This window comes from Ardenticatenales bacterium (genome assembly GCA_020634515.1).
Classification (GTDB): Bacteria; Chloroflexota; Anaerolineae; order Promineifilales; family Promineifilaceae; genus JAGVTM01.
Genome location: JACKBL010000001.1, coordinates 1,061,630 through 1,080,629, shown reverse-complemented (window position 1 = coordinate 1,080,629; position 19,000 = coordinate 1,061,630). Strand labels below are relative to the sequence as shown.

Annotated in this window: 11 protein-coding genes; 9 read left to right on the top strand and 2 right to left on the bottom strand. The window is 54.1% G+C overall.

Features of this window, described 5'->3' with window-relative positions; genetic code table 11:
• The first annotated feature begins 63 nt into the window (after nucleotides 1-63).
• Entirely contained in the window at nucleotides 64-1,689 is a 1,626-nt protein-coding gene (gene murJ / locus H6650_04075; protein ID MCB8951173.1) for a murein biosynthesis integral membrane protein MurJ, read from the top strand.
• A gap of 176 nt (nucleotides 1,690-1,865) precedes the next feature.
• A complete protein-coding gene (locus H6650_04070; GenBank protein MCB8951172.1) occupies nucleotides 1,866-2,786 on the top strand; it encodes an FHA domain-containing protein in 921 nt (306 codons plus the stop codon).
• A 66-nt stretch (nucleotides 2,787-2,852) separates the two neighbouring features.
• On the opposite strand, the gene H6650_04065 is transcribed toward H6650_04070, so the two are convergent.
• Together H6650_04065 and H6650_04060 are read right to left on the bottom strand one after the other, a co-directional pair.
• Nucleotides 2,853-3,260 (bottom strand): DUF1232 domain-containing protein, encoded by a 408-nt coding sequence (locus tag H6650_04065; GenBank protein ID MCB8951171.1) that lies wholly within the window; start codon nucleotides 3,258-3,260, stop codon nucleotides 2,853-2,855.
• 222 nt (nucleotides 3,261-3,482) lie between these two features.
• Nucleotides 3,483-4,784, bottom strand: coding sequence for a hypothetical protein (locus H6650_04060; protein MCB8951170.1), 1,302 nt, complete (start codon nucleotides 4,782-4,784; stop codon nucleotides 3,483-3,485).
• A 77-nt stretch (nucleotides 4,785-4,861) separates the two neighbouring features.
• On the opposite strand from H6650_04060, the gene H6650_04055 reads away from it, so the two are divergent.
• The 7 genes from H6650_04055 to H6650_04025 all read left to right on the top strand — a co-directional run bounded on the left by H6650_04055 (nucleotide 4,862) and on the right by H6650_04025 (nucleotide 18,992).
• Nucleotides 4,862-5,710, top strand: a complete 849-nt coding sequence (locus H6650_04055; GenBank protein ID MCB8951169.1) for a hypothetical protein — start codon at nucleotides 4,862-4,864, stop codon at nucleotides 5,708-5,710.
• A gap of 25 nt (nucleotides 5,711-5,735) precedes the next feature.
• A complete protein-coding gene (locus H6650_04050) occupies nucleotides 5,736-6,497 on the top strand; it encodes an Ig-like domain-containing protein (protein MCB8951168.1) in 762 nt (253 codons plus the stop codon).
• 12 nt (nucleotides 6,498-6,509) lie between these two features.
• Entirely contained in the window at nucleotides 6,510-13,169 is a 6,660-nt protein-coding gene (locus tag H6650_04045) for a hypothetical protein (GenBank protein ID MCB8951167.1), read from the top strand.
• A 28-nt stretch (nucleotides 13,170-13,197) separates the two neighbouring features.
• A complete protein-coding gene (locus tag H6650_04040) occupies nucleotides 13,198-14,952 on the top strand; it encodes a PHB depolymerase family esterase (GenBank protein ID MCB8951166.1) in 1,755 nt (584 codons plus the stop codon).
• 159 nt (nucleotides 14,953-15,111) lie between these two features.
• Complete coding sequence (locus H6650_04035; GenBank protein MCB8951165.1) at nucleotides 15,112-15,810, top strand: isoprenylcysteine carboxylmethyltransferase family protein; 699 nt, start codon at nucleotides 15,112-15,114, stop codon at nucleotides 15,808-15,810.
• A gap of 987 nt (nucleotides 15,811-16,797) precedes the next feature.
• A complete protein-coding gene (locus H6650_04030; GenBank protein MCB8951164.1) occupies nucleotides 16,798-17,643 on the top strand; it encodes a transporter substrate-binding domain-containing protein in 846 nt (281 codons plus the stop codon).
• A 599-nt stretch (nucleotides 17,644-18,242) separates the two neighbouring features.
• Nucleotides 18,243-18,992: an amino acid ABC transporter permease gene (locus H6650_04025; GenBank protein MCB8951163.1), complete on the top strand. Its 750-nt coding sequence runs from the start codon at nucleotides 18,243-18,245 to the stop codon at nucleotides 18,990-18,992.
• Nucleotides 18,993-19,000: the final 8 nt, after the last annotated feature.

Genomic DNA, 19,000 nt, shown 5'->3' with positions numbered 1-19,000 from the left:
GCAATGGCGACGCGGGTTTCTTGCGTCATGCTGCCGGCATTTGACGCACCAGGAACGTGACGATTGTTTGAACCAACGGAAGCAAACCAGGCCATAGAAACAGGCGAGACGCTGATTCCAGAAATGGAAGCCGCGCCCTCCTCAATCAGTCGCAATCGGGGCGTTATCCGCGCTGCCGGCATTTTAGCCATCGGCAACGTCGCCAGCCGCGTCCTGGGACTGGCGCGGGAAATGGTCAAAGCCAACCTGTTCGGCGCGTCCGGCCTCCTCAGCGCCTACGAAACCGCTGCCCTCGTCCCCAACAGCCTCTTTGAATTGATGATCGGCGGCATGGTCAACTCCGCCCTCGTGCCCGTCTTCAGCGACTACGCTACCGGCAGCAAAGAGCGCCAGGCGGAGTTGTGGGGTCTGGTCAGCAGCGTTCTCAGCGTCGCCAGCGTCGTCATGCTGCTGATCATCGGCCTCGTGGAGTTGTTCACGCCGCAGGTCGCCTGGGTCATCGGAGCCGTCAACTTCACGGACATCACCCTCACGGACGTGAGCATCCACTTGATGCGCCTGGCTACGCCTGCCGTCTTTTTCCTCAGCCTCTCCAGCGTTTTCACGGGGGTCTTGTTTGCCCTGAAGCGGTTTACGCTGCCGGCATTTGCCGGAGCCATCTTCAACGGAACCATCGTGGTCGTCGCCCTGCTGCGCCCGCAAGAAATCTCCAGCCTCGTCTGGGGGATGCTGTTGGGCGCGGTGTTGCAAGCGGCGCTGCAACTGCCCGCGCTGCGCGACGCGCGTCTGCGCTGGCAGTTTAACTGGCAGCACCCGGCCATCCGTCGCATTCTCTGGCTGTACGCGCCGATTGTTGCCGGCATCGCCATCAACCAGCTCGTCGTCGCCCTCAGCTACAACCTGGCCACGCGCACCGGCGACGAAAGCCTCACCTACATGCGCTACGCCACCACCCTCTACCAGTTCCCCCTTGGCCTCGTCGTCACCGCGCTCTCCATCGCCACGCTGCCCACGCTGTCACAGCAAGCCGGCCAGCAGTTGGACCAGTTCAAACGCACGCTGGCGGATGGGATTCGACTGGTGATTGCTTTGATAATGCCGGCAGCCGCCGGACTCTTCGCCCTCGCCACCCCCATCATCACCCTCCTCTTCCAACACGGCCAATTCCAACCCGCCGACACCACCCGCACCGCCCTCGTGCTACAAGTCTACCTCTTTGGCCTCCCCTTCGCCGCCGTGGACCAGATGCTCGTCTTCGCCTCCTACGCCCGCAAAGACACCTGGCGGCCCGCCATCGTCGGCGTCATCAGCATCATCATCTACTCCCTCATCGCCCTGGCGCTGCTCCCCTTCCTCGGCCTCCTCAGCCTCATGGTCGCCGACGCCGTCAAACACATGGTCCACACCGCCCTCATGCTCTTCTGGTTGCAGCGGCGCATCGGCAGCCTGCGCCGCCTGGGCATCACCAACGCCCTCTGGCGCGCCGCCGCTGCCGCGCTCCTCACAGGCGCGCTGGCCTACGCCGCCGCCCATCTCCTCATGGACCACACCCCGGCCACCACCGCCGGCAAACTAATGGTCGTCATCATCGCCGGCGGCGTAGGTGTCGCCAGCTACGTCGCCCTCGCCCGCCTCTTCCGCCTGAGCGAAATCCAGGCACTCGCCCGCCTCTGGCCCGGCAAAAAGTAATACACCTTCCTGGACGCGGGGAGCTTCCAGGAAGGTTCAACACAGTAGTGGTCATCCGCCCTAAATTGGGTAAAATGCCGTAACCACTCATCCCCAGAGATGCGACACACCCCCAAACGGCATTCGCGTCGCACGATATACCGGAAACGCACGTCGCACCGGAGAGGAAAGCCACTATGAGCGATAAAACGTACGAACTCGTCGTCCAGACTGGCCCACAAGTCGGCGAGATTTACACCATCACGCAGGACACCGTCACGTTGGGCCGCGATCCCGTCTCCGACATTGTCGTCAATGACCCGGAGGTTTCCCGCCTGCACGCGCGCATCACCCGCGGCGAAACAGGCTGCGAAATACAGGACCTGGGCAGCACGAACGGCACGTTTCTGGACGGCAAGCGGCTGTCCGGGGATCCCGTGCCCTTGTCCGCCGGGCAAACTGTGTCGGTCGGCAGCAACGTCACCATGATGTTCATGGCCGCCGCCGAACCAGAAGCGGCGGACGAAGAGTTAGGGACCGTTTTGGATGTACTCATGGCAGACGACGAACCCGCGCTGCCTCCGCTCCCCTTCCCCGAGGAACCAATCCCCGATCCCCTGGGCACGGTCGCCTTACCGGAAACGGACAAGGAGATGGAAGCCGGCAAAGACGCGGGCGCAACTAAAGACGCGGGCGCGACTAAAGACGCGGGCGCGACTAAAGACGCGGGCGCGACTAAAGACGCGCTGGGCGATTCCACCATGAAGGATATGTTGGAAGCCCGCCCACTGCCCGATTTCCGCTTCGACGATGAGAAAGAGGAAACCTTGCCGCCGCCCCCACCTTTCCCATCGGTGAGTACCGCCACGCCGCCGGCCCCGGAGCCGGACGCTGAGGCCTTCCGCCCCGCGCCTCCACCACCACCGCGCCAGGCGGACCCATCCCCCACCGCGGACGACAAACGCCGCCGTAACATGACCATCGCCATCATCATCGTGGCCGTCATTTTGTGCTGCTGCTGCGGCTTTATCTTGATTATGTACTACTGGTTGGGGGACATCCTGCTGCAATGGGCAGGCTATACAGCGTTGCTCCCGCTCCCCACGCTGCTGCTTTAATCCGCTAAATCACAAACCCTAAAGGTCTTGGAGACCTTTAGGGTTTGACACTTACGCCCCGTATGCTTACGCCTCGTCGGAAAAATCCTCGGCGTCAATGATGATTGTCTTGCTAACGTCATCCTCCGCCATTTTCACGCCCTTCTCCCCCTGAAACTCCTGCCGCAGCCGTTCCCGATAGTGGGCCACAATGTGCTGCGGCGACAGATCCACAAACACCTTCGAAGCCACAAACAACGCCGTCAGGTCGTCCACCTGGCCCAACCCGACCATAAAGTCAGGCAAAAGGTCCAGGGGAACCAGCACGTAGGCGATGGCTGCCACGGGCAGCAGCTTCAAATAAATGGGAACCTGGGGGTCCTTCACCAGATAGCCAATCAAGCGAATCTGGTTCCACAACTCTTTCCAAAACCCCGGCTCCTTTGCCTGCTGAGCCAGTACATCGCGGCTGGGTAATTTCGTAGGTAAGTTCATGCGTTTGTCCTCTTCAGGTCGGTTGTCCCTCATGTCAAATGAAGGGCGCATCCGTTAAATAGAGGCTTCGCTCGGGAATTGACGGATGCGCTGAAAGGGTTCTTGCTTGTCGGATAGTCCAAAGTTAATTTTGCACGAACCTTAAAGCGCGAATTGGCGGGAAAAACCCGATACAGATGCACGTCATCCTTTACGTAAGCAAGGGAAATGGGTTGCGGGGGGTCAGCGCTGGCCGACGACGTAACTGGTGAGTTGGGGCAGGATGTCGTTGATGTCGTATTTCTGCCAGTGTCCAAAGCCACCGGCGGTGAAGACGGTGAAGCCGATCACATAGCCATCCTGGCGCACGCCGGCATCGTACCAGGCCAACTGGTTGATGAACGCCTGCGCCGCGTCGTCTCCCCATCCCTGCTGCGCCCAGTAGCCGCCAAAATCGCGCCAACCAAAGCCGGGAGGACCGGGGCGGTTGGAGATGATGCCGTCAATGCCCGCTTCGGTGATGGCCAGGGGGATGACCATGCCGGCAGGTTCCAGGATGTCACGGTAATACCAGCGGTAACGAAAGGTGAGCGCGCCGCGGTCCGGGTAGACATCCATGCCGGGCAGCGCGCCGCCGTAGAGGTAGGTCATGTCCGGCGCGCCGTATTCGTGCAGGGAGAGGATGCCTTGATGTTGGAGAGCCACGTCAATTGCCGGCAAAAACAACTGAAACTCGTCAAATTCCGGCACACCCGTGGCAAACCCGCCTATCGCCGCCTTCAAGCCATGTTCGGCCAGCAGCCGCACCCGCTCCTGCTCAAAGCGGGAGTACCAGATCATGTGGTCCATGTTCGGGTCTGGCTCATTCCACCCCTCCCAGTAATCCACGAATGGGTTCTGCAAATAGGTTGCCAATTGCGCGTTCACAAAATCCCGCGCGGCCTGTTCGGGCGTGCCGGCATAATCCTGGTGCGCCACATTCAAACGGCCAATCGTCAGCGTGCGCGGCGAAACCGCCTTCACCTCCTCCAGAAACCCCACATCGTCCACCGCCTTCATCACCGCCGGCTGCGCCGCGCGCACAAACGCCATAATGTTTGGGTCATTGTTGCGCACCACATGCAGCCCCAACTTGCTCGGCCCCAGTTCATCCGTCGGCGGCAAGCGCAAAAAACTAAACGCATACGGCGTGCCCGTGGGCGTGGCCGGCAGTGGGGTGGGCGTGCGCGTCGGCGTGGGCGGAATGGGCGTATTCGTGGGCAGCACCACCGTGGGGCGCGGCGTGCGCACGCTCACCGGCATGTTAGATGACGACGCCTGCCGCGCCACGCCAGGCGTAATCGTCGCCTCTGGATCAGGCGTCCAGGTTGGCGGCGGCAGGTAAAGCTGCCCATTGGCGGCGGCCACGGCCAGCGTGGGGACCAATGCGGCGGGTGTGGGCATCTCGGCAACGGCCACGCGGCAGCCAACCAACAGCGGCGTCAGGCCGGCGGCCAGCAGCCAGACAATGATTTTGGCGCAAAAATGGGGGCGAACGAGGCGCATGACGGCATCTTACCATCCGCGTCAGGGTGCGCCAACGCTTCCTTTACGCCCATTTGTACTAGTGTTACAATCCGCGCATGACCATTTTCTTGCTGATCCTCCGATTCGTCATCGTCGTTTTCTTCTTTATCATGTTTTTGCGCCGCCCCAATGTCGCCTGGGGCGTGGGGTTGCTGACCGTGACCACGGCCATTTTGCTGGACGCCTTCGTCACCATTTTTGGCGGCGCGGAAGCCATCAGTTCACCTGGCTTTTTCCGCTCCGTGCTGCAAGGGGCCTTGTTTGGCGGGGCGGCGGTGTGGTTGTGGGGCGTGCTGCGGCCTTTGACGGGTCCCGCCGGCACGTCCGCCATGCCGGCAAAGACAATAACCGCAACCACGCCAGCAACGGATGGGCAACCGCCACACGCGGCGGCGGCACGGCTCCGTTCGCAGCCGGATACAGCTTTTGACCGACAGCAGATGTATGAGCAAATTCGCTACCGTTTTGGACGCGAAGATGTGCTGGACCTGATTTTTGACCTGGGGCTGAATGAAAACGATCTGATTGGGCTGGAGGGGGACATGAATCAGACGATTGTGCGCCTGATTGACCGGGCGGAGGCGGATGGACTGACGGGGGCGCTGACGCTGGCGGTGGAGCGGATTTTGACGCCGCCGGCTCCGCAAAGCCTGCCGCGATTGGAGAAGCTGTCGGCGGATTCGCCTCCCACGATCTTGCGCCAGTATTTGTTGGCGCATTATGACCTGGCGCAGTTGGCGGAGATGGCGGGGGCGTTGGCGGTGGATTGGGAGATGTTAAATGCCGGCAGCAAACAAACCAAAGTCCGTACACTCCTGCTATACCTCTATCGCCGGAACCGCGTTAACGACCTGATCCAGCTTCTGCAAATGCCGGCAGCAGCTACCGCCACCACGGAAAGCTAGCCATCAGGCAGAGGGAGGAAAAACCATGTGGAAACGTCTGCTGTGGACCGCTTTATGCGTCACCGCCTGGGTGCTTGCGGGCGTACACACGGCTGCCGCCCAACAAGAAGAAGGATTGAAACTGCGCCTGAGCCGCGACTTTGGCTACGGCGGCTTCAACGGAGAGATTGAGGGCACATTTTCCTACCGCGTCACCGGACCGGACAACCTGGCACGGGTGGAATTTCTGCTAGACGGGGAAGTCATCGGGGAAGCCGGCGAATCGCCCTTTCGCTTTCAATTCCGCACGGGAACCTACACCCTGGGGCAGCACACCCTCAGCGCCGTCGGCTACACCAACGATGGACAAACGCTGCAAAGCGAAAGCATCACGCGCACCTTTGTGGAGCCGGGGGCGGCGGGCGACTTTCTGGCAAAATTCCTGACACCGCTGGTCATCATCGTGGTTCTCGCCGTGGTCATCCCCGTCGTCGTCAGCATCGTCAGCGAGCGCCGGCATCCCACGCCATTGGGCGCGCCGCGCAAATACGGCCTGGCGGGGGGCACAATTTGCCCGAACTGTGGCCGCCCCTACAGCCGCCATATCTGGGGGCTGAACGTAGGCGCGGGAAAATATGACCGCTGCCCTCACTGCGGTAAGTGGCGGCTGGTGCGCCGCCGCGGCCTGGAGGAACTGCGCGCCGCGGAAAAGGCGGAACTGGAGCAAGAGGAAGCCACCATCGCGCCGCTAAGTCCCGAGGAAAAACTGCGCCGCCAACTTGAAGATTCCCGCTTTGATGACGTGTGATCTAGAATAAGGATGAACAAACTAAAGCGACGGCAAACTCTAATTGCTCTTACAATTGCGTTTTTATTAATTGCAGTTCTAGCTGCAATCCTGTTTGTTATCACATTACAAGTACAAATATTTCCGGGGTTTACTCCTACCGCCAGAGCTATTCTTAGTATTCTTGGTGCTGCAATAATTGGTGCCGCTGGCTTCTTCTCTGGACTTAAAGATACTTTCGATTTTGTTCTTAATATTCTGGATGGAATCCTATCTAAAGATCCACGAAAAGAACCCCTCGAAGATCATAAGACCGTATCTGATTTCGAACACCTTTCAGAAGATGAAAATGTTCCATCTCAAGGAAATATCGTTGGCTCCAGGTACATACATGACTTGGAGAAGGAATGGTCAGGCATTTCTACCAACCTACATAGCCAATTACGCAATGCCCTATTAGATTGCGGTCCATTTGCCACAGATCGCGAACTGCAGGCTGTTTTTGTAGATAAACGGGTTAGCCCATGGCGAACTCGGCTACCTCAAGCCGATAATATGGTGGCACGAGTAGAAAATGTTATCGATTTTTTGCATAATCAGCATAACGATTTAGGAGAAAATGCCCTTGTATTGTTTCTTTATGTACTGAGCGAGAGACTTGACCCTAATGATGCTTGTCGTCAGCGGCTAGCAAATATAGCCAAAGAACTCGAGCGCGAGACTGCAAGTCCCAATGAAAGTAACTTAGGGGAGCGCAAACAAATATATCCCCCGAATCCCATTTCAAGCGTAGCCCATCCTACCTCTATAGGTGGAAACGTCAATATACAAGCCCATAATATTGCTGGTCGCGATATTAACATTTTCAATATTGCTCCTCCAATAGATTCCCAAACAACTTTCTCTGTCTTATCGAACCGGATTAACAAACTCGGCGAAAATTTATCAGCACAGGCTCAACACCAACTTGTTACATTGAGGAATGCCTGGCGTGAAGGGAGAAATCAAGAAACACTATATGCACTACAAAAACTAAGACAGGACAGTGATCATTGGGCTGCCTTATCAAATGAGGTAAAGGCAGAGTATTTATGCTTCGAGGGTAGCCTTGAATTACATTTGGGTAATGTCCGTGTCGCAAAAGAGTTTGCCGATGAAGCCAATACTTTAGCCTCCATTAGCAATGAAGCCAGATTACGTGCATTAATTGCGCTCAAGGAAGGTAACGTAGATGAGGCTATCAGAATATTGACGGGTTGGGACGATTTGGACAGTCTTCTCCTAAAGGCCACTCTTTACTTGGAGTTACAAAAACCTGTTCAGTGTCGGCAAATTTTAGAACCAGTTCTTGTCTCTTCCAATTCATCTGCTGAAACTTTCAGACTCCTTGCACTTTCGTATCTTGTAACAAAAGAAATAAATCAGGCACAACTTGAAATTCAAAAAGCGCTTGAGCTTAACCCTTTGTGGGAGAGCGTTAGATTCTCCGCAATGCTGATTGATTTTTACAGTGCATTATCACTTGCAGCATTTGACGATCCTATTGTTATTTCACCAGAGCCGATCAGTTGGACGTTAATTAAACGCGATGACGAAAGTTTGTCAAAACTCAGTCAGGCAGCAAGCCGTCTTCAAGAATTGATGAAGTCAAAAGAGCGAACACAGGAAGAAGTCAACTGGCATCATGTCTGGTATCTGGCCTGTCTTGCAAATCATCCCGAAAGACAAAGTGAAGCTGCCCAGCATTGTCAATCTTTATTGAAAAGAAACCCTGCTTTTACGCCTGCAATTAGATGGGCATTAGCGCGAACCTATGAATTCGATTTGGATGCCAGCGTGACTGCCTTGGAAGAATATGTGGTCAATAATGTAGCTTCAATTTACCACATATTGACTCTTATTGACTGTTATATCGCAGGCCAAAGGCTGGATGAAGCTATTGAATTACTCGAACAGAAAGAAAGTGAATTTCAAGAACAAGGTGCAATTGAGACCTGGCTTGATGCCTTTGCACAAGCACAAGTTTCAAATGGTTCTCCCGAAGTGGCATTGCTGAAAATAAATAGTTATGAGCAGAATCCTAAAGCATATCACGCTCGAATGCTAGTACTACATTCTTTTGCACAAGAAACAAATGATTGGCAAGCATTGTACGACTTTCTAAACGAAATCTATGCTGAAACGCACGATCCCAATGTGTTGTTACATCTGTGTGAAGTCAGAGCAACGCAACAGGATTGGTTATATATTGCAGAAAATTCAAGAACCCTGTTTGGCTATTTTGAGACGGCTGAAGTTCTCAGACTGGCAGCCATTGCTGCATTTAACACGGGAGATTTTCAACTATGCCTCCGCTTATTAAATGACAACCTCCATCTCTTTCCAAAATCAAAACTCCCTCCCCAATTGCGACGAATGCACATATCGTGCCAGCGTGAAATGGGGATTTTGTCTCAAGCAATTCTTGACGCAGAGGATTTAGCTTCTGAAATACCTGCTTTAGAAAACTTTATCCCCCTTATCAATCTATGTGTGATGAAAGGGGATTTCAAAAGATTAGTCCTTACTGCGCATCAGTTAGAAAGTCTTCCAAATCTACCCCCTGAGATTTTCTTGTGGGTGTCTAGACTTTTGATTTGGGAAGACAGAGAGCTTGCTCTTTCTTTATGGCGCAAAGCCACAAAAGAAGAACTACCAGATGAATTGGTCGGGGAAGCATTTTTTTTAGGCAACCAACTCGGCTTAAAGACAGAACTAAAACATCTCTCTCTTAAGCTTCAGCAGTTAGGGCAAGAAGGACGTGGTGGTATTCTTTCTGGCCCAGCTCATGAGTTGCTTGAAATAGTTGGGAAAAGCCGTGAGCATGGGACAAAGGTTGAGGAGGCTTATAGGGCTGGCAGGGTTCCTATTCATTTTGTGTCCCAAGAATTCAATGTACGGCTTGCAATGCTTTACCACTCTCGTTTAATAGAAAACGAGAATGCATCAGACCTTTCTAAGAAACCTCTGCTGTTGGCACGGCATGGAGGGCGAATACCTACAGAGGGATTCCCTACCCATGTTTCTAATTTGAACGTTTATTTGGATATTACTTCTGTATTGCTTGCAGAGCACTTGGGAATTCTTTCAGCGGTTGAACAAGCCTTTGCTCCTTTGCATATCTCAGCAGAATTGGTACCTGCCCTTATTCAACTACGCGAGCAAGTTACTCCTCATCAACCAACACGATTCGAGGAACACAAACAAATCGTCGAACTTGTAGATAATGGTGCAATTGTTATCTTAGATGAGGAATTATCATCGGAGTTCGATAATTCCCCCTTACTAGCTGAAATGGGTAGGGAGTGGGTAATACTTGTCGAAACTGCCAAAAAGACTAACGGATTTCTTGTTGACTTTCTTCCCCTCACAAAGAAAGATTTAAGCGGCCTCTCCCCATCATCGGTACCTGAGGATATTGACAAATTAGTTGTCAATTGTCGCGCCCTTGCTGAATCCTTGTTTCGAGAAGGGCCTTTGTCTAAGGAAGACTACCATAAAACATTGGAGAAGTTGGGTTTTCAGGGACAAGTCGAGCCAAGTAAAACGATTCCACCGGAAGGTTCAATTTTATATTGTGATGGTGCTATCCCTGAAACTCTTGCTGGAGCGGATCTATTAACCATCTTATGTCAGCGTTTTCGAGTACATATTAGCAATCAAATATATGAAAGGATTAAAGCCAACTATGAGGGCTATCTATACATGCCGTCCTTGGCAGATTGGGTTGACAATCTGATTTCCCGCTTAAATAGAGGATTAGAGAGACGACTATATAGAATTACTCCTATTTCACCTGACAAGACAAAACAGATTGACGCCATTCGTTCGGAGCATCCACTAGATGGTGTTCTTGCTTTTCTTTTAGGATTTGATCGACAAGACCGGGATGTCATTTGGACCGATGATCGCTGGCTAAATTCTCACCGTCACCGTGATGGAATTCCAATTGCAGATGTTTATGATATTTTGAAATTCTTGGTGAGTGCCAATCAGATGACTGAGTCGCAATATTATCAATTGCTGCACAGGCTCCGATCCGGGAATGTAATCTTTATACCGATTCAACGCGATGAAATTGTCTACCACTTACGCCAAGCACAGATCCACCCGACTATGGCTACCGTTATCGAAACGCTGCAGTTGAGGGTATTGCGACAATATGCTGCTTCATGCCTTCTACAAAAGACAATAATACAGACGCCTCCAATGCCCCCTGATTCTTCCAATGAGTACGGAGAAATCGCTTTCTTCATAAATTTTGCGCGTTCCGTAAGTTGGGCTTTATTGGACATTTGGCAAGACAGCAGTATTGACGAACAAAGCCGTGAGATTCTCTGCGAATGGGTCATCAACAATCTGTATCTTGATTATCTTATTCTATTTCGCGCAGCCTCATTACCCGTTGAAGAAGATGCTCAAATTCATCACGCTGCCTTAGGACTTTTCACATTATTGGTGGCCCCTTTTTCTAAGCCTATTGGCTTCTCAGATACTGAAATCGCATCCCGGAAGACTTATTTTTCATGGCTATATAATCGGCTCCTGCAGAGGAGATTGTCTGCCAACCCCCAATTGTTAACAAGTATCATAGAGATGCTAAAGGATACTTTTAATCGGGTAAGAGAAGATGCTCGGCAAAGCGAAATTGATTTGAACGCTATACATTCGATCCTGCGACATTACTTCGATCTTTTACCGAAACCAATCGAAGAGGAATTATACGATGACACCAAATTCATGTCAGCCCTTGGCTTAACGTTCATTCCTGTTGTTTCAATCAATAATTTTGATTTTGAACCAAGAGAATTTTTCAGCGCTGCACATAGGGCTATCAATGGACAAGAAGCCACGCTCCATCCAGTGCAGAGAAATATGGAAATCACGTTTGAACCTATCGAAAACGAGCTTGCTCTTAAAATTGTTGATCCAAACACTGGCGAGAAAACAAGAGTCTTGGACGAACGCTTTCTTTTGCTTCTAGAATCAACAATAGAGTGTGAAGAACGGCTGTATCAATGCAGAAGTTGGTTTGATTGTTCAAATATTCAAATGCAACAAGCAATTGCATCAATTCTAACGACTGAGAACATACTACGAAGAATCGAGATAGCAGAGCATTGGCGAGAAAACAGCACACAACTTTACTATAAACACCTATTCGAGGGGATACGAAAGCAAGGACAAATAAGGTTTCCCGATCTGATTCCGCCAAGTGTAGAAAGACTAATTAGCCATTATCGTTTGCCATTGACAATGGGTGAAGAAGCCTTTCTGGAAGAATTCCTGGTTGCGAGCAAGACACTACTAAACGAAGAAGGTTTAGGAACAACGATCCATCGTTTGGTTGGTTTTCCAATTGCTCTGCCCAAATCGGTATTGGATGAGATCAGTTCATTATCTGATCCCGATTTGTTTGCTTTGGTCAGGAATTTACTAAGATCTGCAGGATCCCCTGTATCAAAAATCCACTTGATCAAAATATTAGTTCAAGTCGCCGAAAGAAAGAAATCCTTATATCGTTTGGCTCGGTGGATCATAAAGAGTCTTTTTACCGAAAAGTCAATTAGTGAATTCATTGCTTTCTCAAGATTACTTAGATGGGTTTATCAAGGATTCGGCTATTGGAATGAAGCGAATGAGTGGCAGCCGCACATGCGTTTGGCTATGGTGTGGGCACATTCACATCAACTATTCAGCATTTTTATGGTTTCCGGTATTTCATCGGGATGGATCGCTGAGACTTTTGAGCAATTTAATAGACGTATACCGATTGAACTACTTGACCCGAATATTTCTGAATGGCTTGACGTCGCTCATCCACGTAAGCTCGATTTTTCGGTATTTGTTCTTATGGGGGTAGCTGATAGCATTGGACAAAGCAGGAATATGGTCATTGACCCAGTACTGCAAGCACATTTCATGCAAATGAGCTATCAGCAGATAGACGACTTCATCCTACCAACACGGCCATTCTGGACAGATAATAGGCATGCAACGAACAGTCTAGGAGCCTTTTTAGGGGGAGGTTATCATGAGAAATTTATCAATTTATTCGGAGAAAATATCCTAAATATTTTTGACGACGAAGATTATGAGTTAATTGCACATCAAGCTATCATCTCTCTTGCGGAAGATCCCAACGATATATCTTCTTGGGTTCCGTTACGGATGACAGTTGGGGATCTTCCACCTTATAGCTCTTCTCGTGAAGAACTGACACAGCTTCTCGCTCAGACTGATTTCGCGCGTCTTTTTGATAAAGACTTGGAAAGTGGATTAGATACTATGCTGTTTGCTACCTGGCAATTAAGACATCTAGCAAGTGTAAAACTGAAGGAACACTTGAAAATTCAATATAGCAAGGCTCTTAGCTGTTTAGCAAGTCAGATGAATTTGAATTCAAACCCTAATGGATTAAACATAGATATCGTAACACTGCGTCTAGTTGAAGTCAGCCTAAACATAGCCCATTGCCAAAACACAATGAGCGGAACAATACTAGAGATCAAAGGTCTACTACTGGAAACTGTAAGCTTGATGCCTGAGACAGTGCCTTTCATCAGAAACATGGTCCAAGCCATGTGTGAAGAACTGCCATTAGAACATGGTCAGCACTTCGGCGAACTACTATTGCTTCTACGTACAAAATGACAATCTCAACCCATACAAGGGAGACTTCATGAATCGTCGCGCACGCTACCTGGTTGTCCTGTCACTGGTTCTGGTTCTGTTGCTGCAATGGGTGGCTGCTGTGCCGGCATTTGCCGGCACCTTCCTCACCGAAAATTACAACGGACGCATCTACAAAGTCTATATCCCCGACAACTACGTTCCGGGCACTCCTGTGCCCCTCGTCGTCATGCTGCATGGCTGCTCGCAAAACGCGGACAGCTTCGCCAACGCCACCAAAATGAACATCTACGCCGACGCGCGCACCTTCATTGCCGTCTATCCGCAGCAAGCCAGCGCCGACAACACGCTCAAATGCTGGAACTGGTTCGCCCCGCAGCACCAGGCACGCGGCAGTGGCGAACCCGCGGAAATTGCCGGCATCGTGGACACCGTAAAGAGCCAGTACAGCATTGACAACACCCACGTCTACGTGATGGGCTTCTCGGCGGGCGCGGCCATGTCCGTGATTATGGGCGCGACGTATCCTGACGTTTTTGCCGGCATTGGCGTCCACTCCGGCCTCGAATACAAAGCCGCCACCAGCCAGATCGGCGGCTTCCTGGCCATGACCAGCGGCGGCCCCGACCCGGATAATCAGGGGATCGTCGCCTACAACGCCATGGGCGCGAACGCCACCCGCATTCCCGTCATCGTCTTCCATGGCAGCGCCGACTTCACCGTCAACGCCGTCAACGGGGAGCAGGTCATCTCCCAGTGGGCGCAAACAAACGACCTGGCCGACGACGGGATGGATGACAACAACGTGGACGACCTGCCGGAACAAACCATCCCTGGCGTAATTCCCGGCGGACGCAGCTACACACAGTTGGTGTACGAAGACGGCACGGGCCAGGTAGTGATGGAGAAATACGAAGTCAGCGGCATGGGGCACAACTGGTCCGGCGGGCTGGCGGGCGGCTCTTTCACCGATCCGCAAGGGCCAGACGCCAGCAGCATCATGCTGGATTTCCTCATGGGCGCGGGCGGCGAGGACACCACGCCGCCAACCACGACGGCGGACCCGCCCGGCGGCACGTACAACGGCCCCCTCACGGTGACGTTAACCCCCAATGAGCCGGCAACGACGTATTACAAGGTGGGCAGCCAGGGAAGCGTACTGCCCTACACGGCTCCCATCCCCATCATGGAGACAACGACGCTCTATTTCCGCAGTGTGGATGATGCCGGCAATATCGAACCCCTGCGCCAGCAATCCTACATCATCAACGACCTGCCGCCAGGAACCGCCATCTTCCCCTCCATCGCCACCGAAGACGGCTACGTCAGCCTCATCCTCACCGACGGCAAAAGCGAGACTATCCACAAACTGGGCGACAAAGGCTTGTTCAACAGCGACAGCTTCCGCGTCATTCTCTCGTTTGACACCGGCAGCCTGCCCCCAGGGGCCACAATCACCGGGGCCACGCTGCGATTCTACCGCCAGGCGCAAACGGGAACCGTGAACAGCGTCACCGTGGACGTGCGGCAGGGCGCGTTTGGCGACGCGGCCCTGGAGTTTGGCGATTATTACGCGGCGGCCACCGTCAGCAACATGGCAACTGTCAACCCACCATCACAGGACAATGGGTTTGTGGACGTAGCAATCCCCCCCACCGCGCTCTCCGCCATCAGTCCGGACGGTCGCACCCAGTTCCGCCTCAAAGCCGCCACCCCCCTCAATTTCGCCAGCGACGTTCTCTCACTGTACGGCGGTGAGTCCGCCACCTTCGCCCCCACCCTCACCGTCACCTACACCCCATAGGGGCCATATGATGGTCAGGGCAAAGGCTAACCCGCTCGTGGGCTGAGCTTGTCGAAGCCCATATTGTCTTTGACCGGCGCAGGCAACGGACTTGAGGAGGCAACGGGCCGGTAGTTATCGGTCAGGCAGGATAAGATGCAAAGCAGTTCCGGATCAAACATGACGCCTGAAGTACGGCAGCGGGTGCGCAAATGGATTATCCAGGCGGCTGTGGGTTGGATAGGGTACGCCGTCGTGGTATTTTTGCCGGCAGGTCGCCTCGACTGGGTTTGGGGATGGGCGCTGCTGCTCGTCCTCGCCGCTACCCTGGCGGCGCACCCCCTGCTCCTGCTGCGCATCAACCCTGAACTGCTCGCGGAACGGCAGAAAGGAATGTGGGATGCCGGCGTCAAAACCTGGGATAAATGGCTTACCACGCTCGCCGGCAGCCTCATGCTGGCCCCCTGGATCATTGCCGGGCTGGACCTACGTTGGGGCTGGTCCACGCCGCTGCCCCTGGCCATTCACCTCATCGGCCTGCTCGTTCACATCCTCGGCTACGCCCTGTTCATGTGGGCCATGACGACCAACGCCTTCTTCGCCGAAGGCGTGCGTATCCAAACGGAACGCGGTCACACCGTGGCCACCGGCGGCCCCTACCGCCTGGTGCGCCATCCCGGCTACCTGGGAGCCATCACCGCCCAACTCGCCACCCCCTTCTTGCTCGGCTCCCTCTGGGCCATCATCCCCGCAATGGGGATGGCTGTCATTTTCATCATTCGCACCTACCTGGAAGACAAAACCCTGCAAGCCGAACTCCCCGGCTACCTCGCCTTCACGCAACAGACTCGCTACCGCCTCCTCCCCTATATCTGGTAACCCGGAAGCCGCCAACTCTCTTCTCCCTTTTTGGCAAATAGCCGCCCCGATGCCATAATTGGCCCCTGTGCTGCCCCGGCAGCCTCTTTTCAGGTTGGTTCATTCTTGAAGAATGAATCAATCTTGGGAGAATTGCCGGGCAATTGTTTTGCCGTTTTCTGAATTTTAGACGAGGAGATGATAGAGATGAAAAGAAGATTTTTGCTCATTCTTGCCACGCTAACCTGGCTGCTGGTTCTGGCTGCGTGCACCGCCGAACAATCAGGAACCGAGGAAGTGGCGCAGCCCACCAGCGCGCCCGCCACCGGCAATGACAGCGACGCCACGGATGAGAGCATGGAAACCGGTCTGCCTGACCTCGGCGGGCGGGAAGTAACCATCGCCGTGGAAAACGCCTATTTGCCCTTCAATTACATTTCCCTATCCACGGGCGAGCCGGGCGGCTGGGACTATGACGCCTGGAACAACATCTGCCAGCGACTCAACTGCACGCCCGTCTACGTGGAAGCGGCGTGGGAAGGCATGATCCAGGCCGTCGCCAACGGGCAGTATGACGCCGCCGCCGACGGCATCACCATCACCCCCGACCGTCAGGAGATCGTGGACTTCTCTGATGGCTACATCGCCATCGAGCAACGCATCCTGGTGCGCATTGACGAGGAGCGCTTTAGCTCTGCCGCGGAACTGGCGGCGGACGCCAGCCTCTCCGTCGGCTCCCAACCGGGCACGACCAACTACGAAACCGCCGTAAAGCTGGTGGGCGAGGACCGCGTGCAGGCGTTTGAGCAGTTCCCCTTCGCCGTGCAGGCGCTCATTGCCGGCGACATCGACGCCGTGATCATGGACGAGACGGCGGGCCAGGGCTACGTCGGCGTGAATGCGGACAAGTTGAAACTGGTGGGTGAATCCCTCTCCAGCGACCAGCTTGGCTTCATCTTCCCCAAAGGCTCCGACCTGGTGGAGCCGGTGAATATGGCGCTGACCGCCATGGGCGAGGATGGCACGCTGGCGACGCTGGCGGACCAGTACTTCTCCGACAAGTTCACGCTCACCTATGATGACGTTGGTGAAGGCGTTTATGCCTCCGAAGGCGACACGGGCGCGGCGGACCTGCCCGACCTGGAAGGACGGGAAGTGACCGTTGCCGTGGAAAACGCCTACCTGCCTTTCAATTACATTTCCCTGGCCACGGGCGAGCCGGGCGGCTGGGACTATGACGCCTGGAACGCAATTTGCGATCTGCTGAACTGCACGCCCGTCTACGTGGAAGCCGCGTGGGAAGGCATGATCCAGGCCGTCGCCAACGGGCAGTATGACGCCGCCGCCGACGGCATCACCATCACGCCCGACCGCCAGGAGATCGTAGACTTCTCCGATGGCTACATCAGCATTGAGCAACGCATCCTGGTGCGCATCGACGAAGACCGCTTTAGCTCTGCCGCGGAGCTGGCCGCGGACACCAGCCTCACCGTCGGCTCCCAACCGGGCACGACCAACTACGAAACCGCCGTAAAGCTCGTGGGCGAGGACCGCGTGCAGGCGTTTGAGCAGTTCCCCTTCGCCGTGCAGGCGCTCATTGCCGGCGACATCGATGCCGTGATCATGGACGAGACGGCGGGTCTGGGCTATGTCGGCGTGAATGCGGACAAGTTGAAACTGGTGGGTGAATCCCTCTCCAGCGACCAACTTGGCTTCATCTTCCCCAAAGGCTCCGACCTGGTGGAGCCGGTGAATATGGCGCTGCAAGCGATGCGGGACAACGGCACGCTGGACGCGCTGGCGGACCAGTATTTCTCCGGCAAATTCACGCTCACGTATGACGATATTCAGTAATCGGCGCAAGTGCGCGTGGTTCCTCTAATAGAAATGCGTCGGGCGCCGGTGCGCCCGACGCATTTTTGTTTACTGGCGAACATCCAACCTCATGATATGATAGTGGTGCGTTTTTCCGTGCCTCCCCGATCTTGACGCCTATTGCCATTCACCGTGTTTTCGAGTTTTTTGGTAACGACTAACGCTCTCTGGAGATTGGACCCGTTTTCATGCGGGCTTAGGCAACTTTGGACTATCCATCAAGCAAGAACCCTTCCGGCGTATCCGTCAATTCCCGAGCGAAGCCTTTATTAGCGGATGCGCCCTTTGCAGTTACGTTTTTTGGATGCCGGCATTCATTCCCGACACACCCCATCCAACAAGCAAATATCTGGCAGCAGCCCCCTCAAGTGGGAGGACAAATATGGTAACGCTGCTGACACGACCCACTGCCAACCGTCAACTTTTTTCAGGCGAGTTGGGAACTCGCCCGACAAGGTGTCTTCGAAGGAGGTCACATGACAACCATTGAGCAGCAAGCCCGCGGTAAGAGTGGGCGCGATCTCGACTGGCGCGCGTTTCCCTGGTGGCTGACATTCATCATCGGGTTTCTCATCCTGATGGGCTACCTGCTGATCACCGGGGAGGAGTACAATCGCGCCTTTGAGTTTATCAAAGGGGGACTGGGTGGGTTTGAGATGCTGCGGCAGGGGGACCTGGTAAAGTTCATTGGCAGCGGTATCTCCGTGACCATTTACACCACGTTGACGGCATTCCTGGTAGCCATGGTATTAGGGCTGCTGGCCGGGCTGGGGCGCATCAGCCAAAACACGCTCGTGCGTAATCTGGCGATCACGTATGTGGAGTTTGTGCGCGGCGTGCCTACACTGGTGTTGATCTTCACGCTGGCGTTTGTGATTGTGCCTGAGGGCGCGGACCTGATTGGGTTGGAAGGGGGCACGATCTCCACCAATTCGCGGGCGATTGCGGCGCTGGCGATTATTTATGGCGCGTTTCTGGCGGAGGTGTTCCGGGCGGGGATTGAGTCGGTGGCGTATGGGCAAATGGAGGCGGCGCGCTCGCTGGGGATGACGGCGGGGCAGGCGATGCGGCATATTATTCTACCGCAAGCAATTCGGAATATTTTGCCGGCACTCGGCAACGACTTCATTGCCATGCTCAAGGACTCCTCCCTTGTCTCCGTCCTGGCGGTGCGCGATATTACGCAAATGGGCCGGTTGTATGCCGGCACTTCCTTTCGCTTTCGGGAGTCCTACCTCGTATTAACTTTTCTCTACCTCTCCATGACCCTGATCCTCAGCTTGCTACTGCGTTGGTACGAAAGGCGGTTACGACAAGATGGAAAATAAAAGCCTGG

Excerpts from the sequence above, each read along its gene's own strand:
- H6650_04045 (MCB8951167.1), top strand. The coding sequence starts at position 6,510 with ATGAACAAACTAAAGCGACGGCAAACTCTAATTGCTCTTACAATTGCG.
- H6650_04030 (MCB8951164.1), top strand. The coding sequence starts at position 16,798 with ATGGGCGAGGATGGCACGCTGGCGACGCTGGCGGACCAGTACTTCTCC.
- H6650_04070 (MCB8951172.1), top strand. The coding sequence starts at position 1,866 with ATGAGCGATAAAACGTACGAACTCGTCGTCCAGACTGGCCCACAAGTC.
- H6650_04040 (MCB8951166.1), top strand. The coding sequence starts at position 13,198 with ATGAATCGTCGCGCACGCTACCTGGTTGTCCTGTCACTGGTTCTGGTT.
- H6650_04025 (MCB8951163.1), top strand. The coding sequence starts at position 18,243 with ATGGGCTACCTGCTGATCACCGGGGAGGAGTACAATCGCGCCTTTGAG.
- H6650_04060 (MCB8951170.1), bottom strand. The coding sequence starts at position 4,784 with ATGCGCCTCGTTCGCCCCCATTTTTGCGCCAAAATCATTGTCTGGCTG.
- H6650_04055 (MCB8951169.1), top strand. The coding sequence starts at position 4,862 with ATGACCATTTTCTTGCTGATCCTCCGATTCGTCATCGTCGTTTTCTTC.
- H6650_04035 (MCB8951165.1), top strand. The coding sequence starts at position 15,112 with ATGACGCCTGAAGTACGGCAGCGGGTGCGCAAATGGATTATCCAGGCG.
- H6650_04065 (MCB8951171.1), bottom strand. The coding sequence starts at position 3,260 with ATGAACTTACCTACGAAATTACCCAGCCGCGATGTACTGGCTCAGCAG.
- H6650_04050 (MCB8951168.1), top strand. The coding sequence starts at position 5,736 with ATGTGGAAACGTCTGCTGTGGACCGCTTTATGCGTCACCGCCTGGGTG.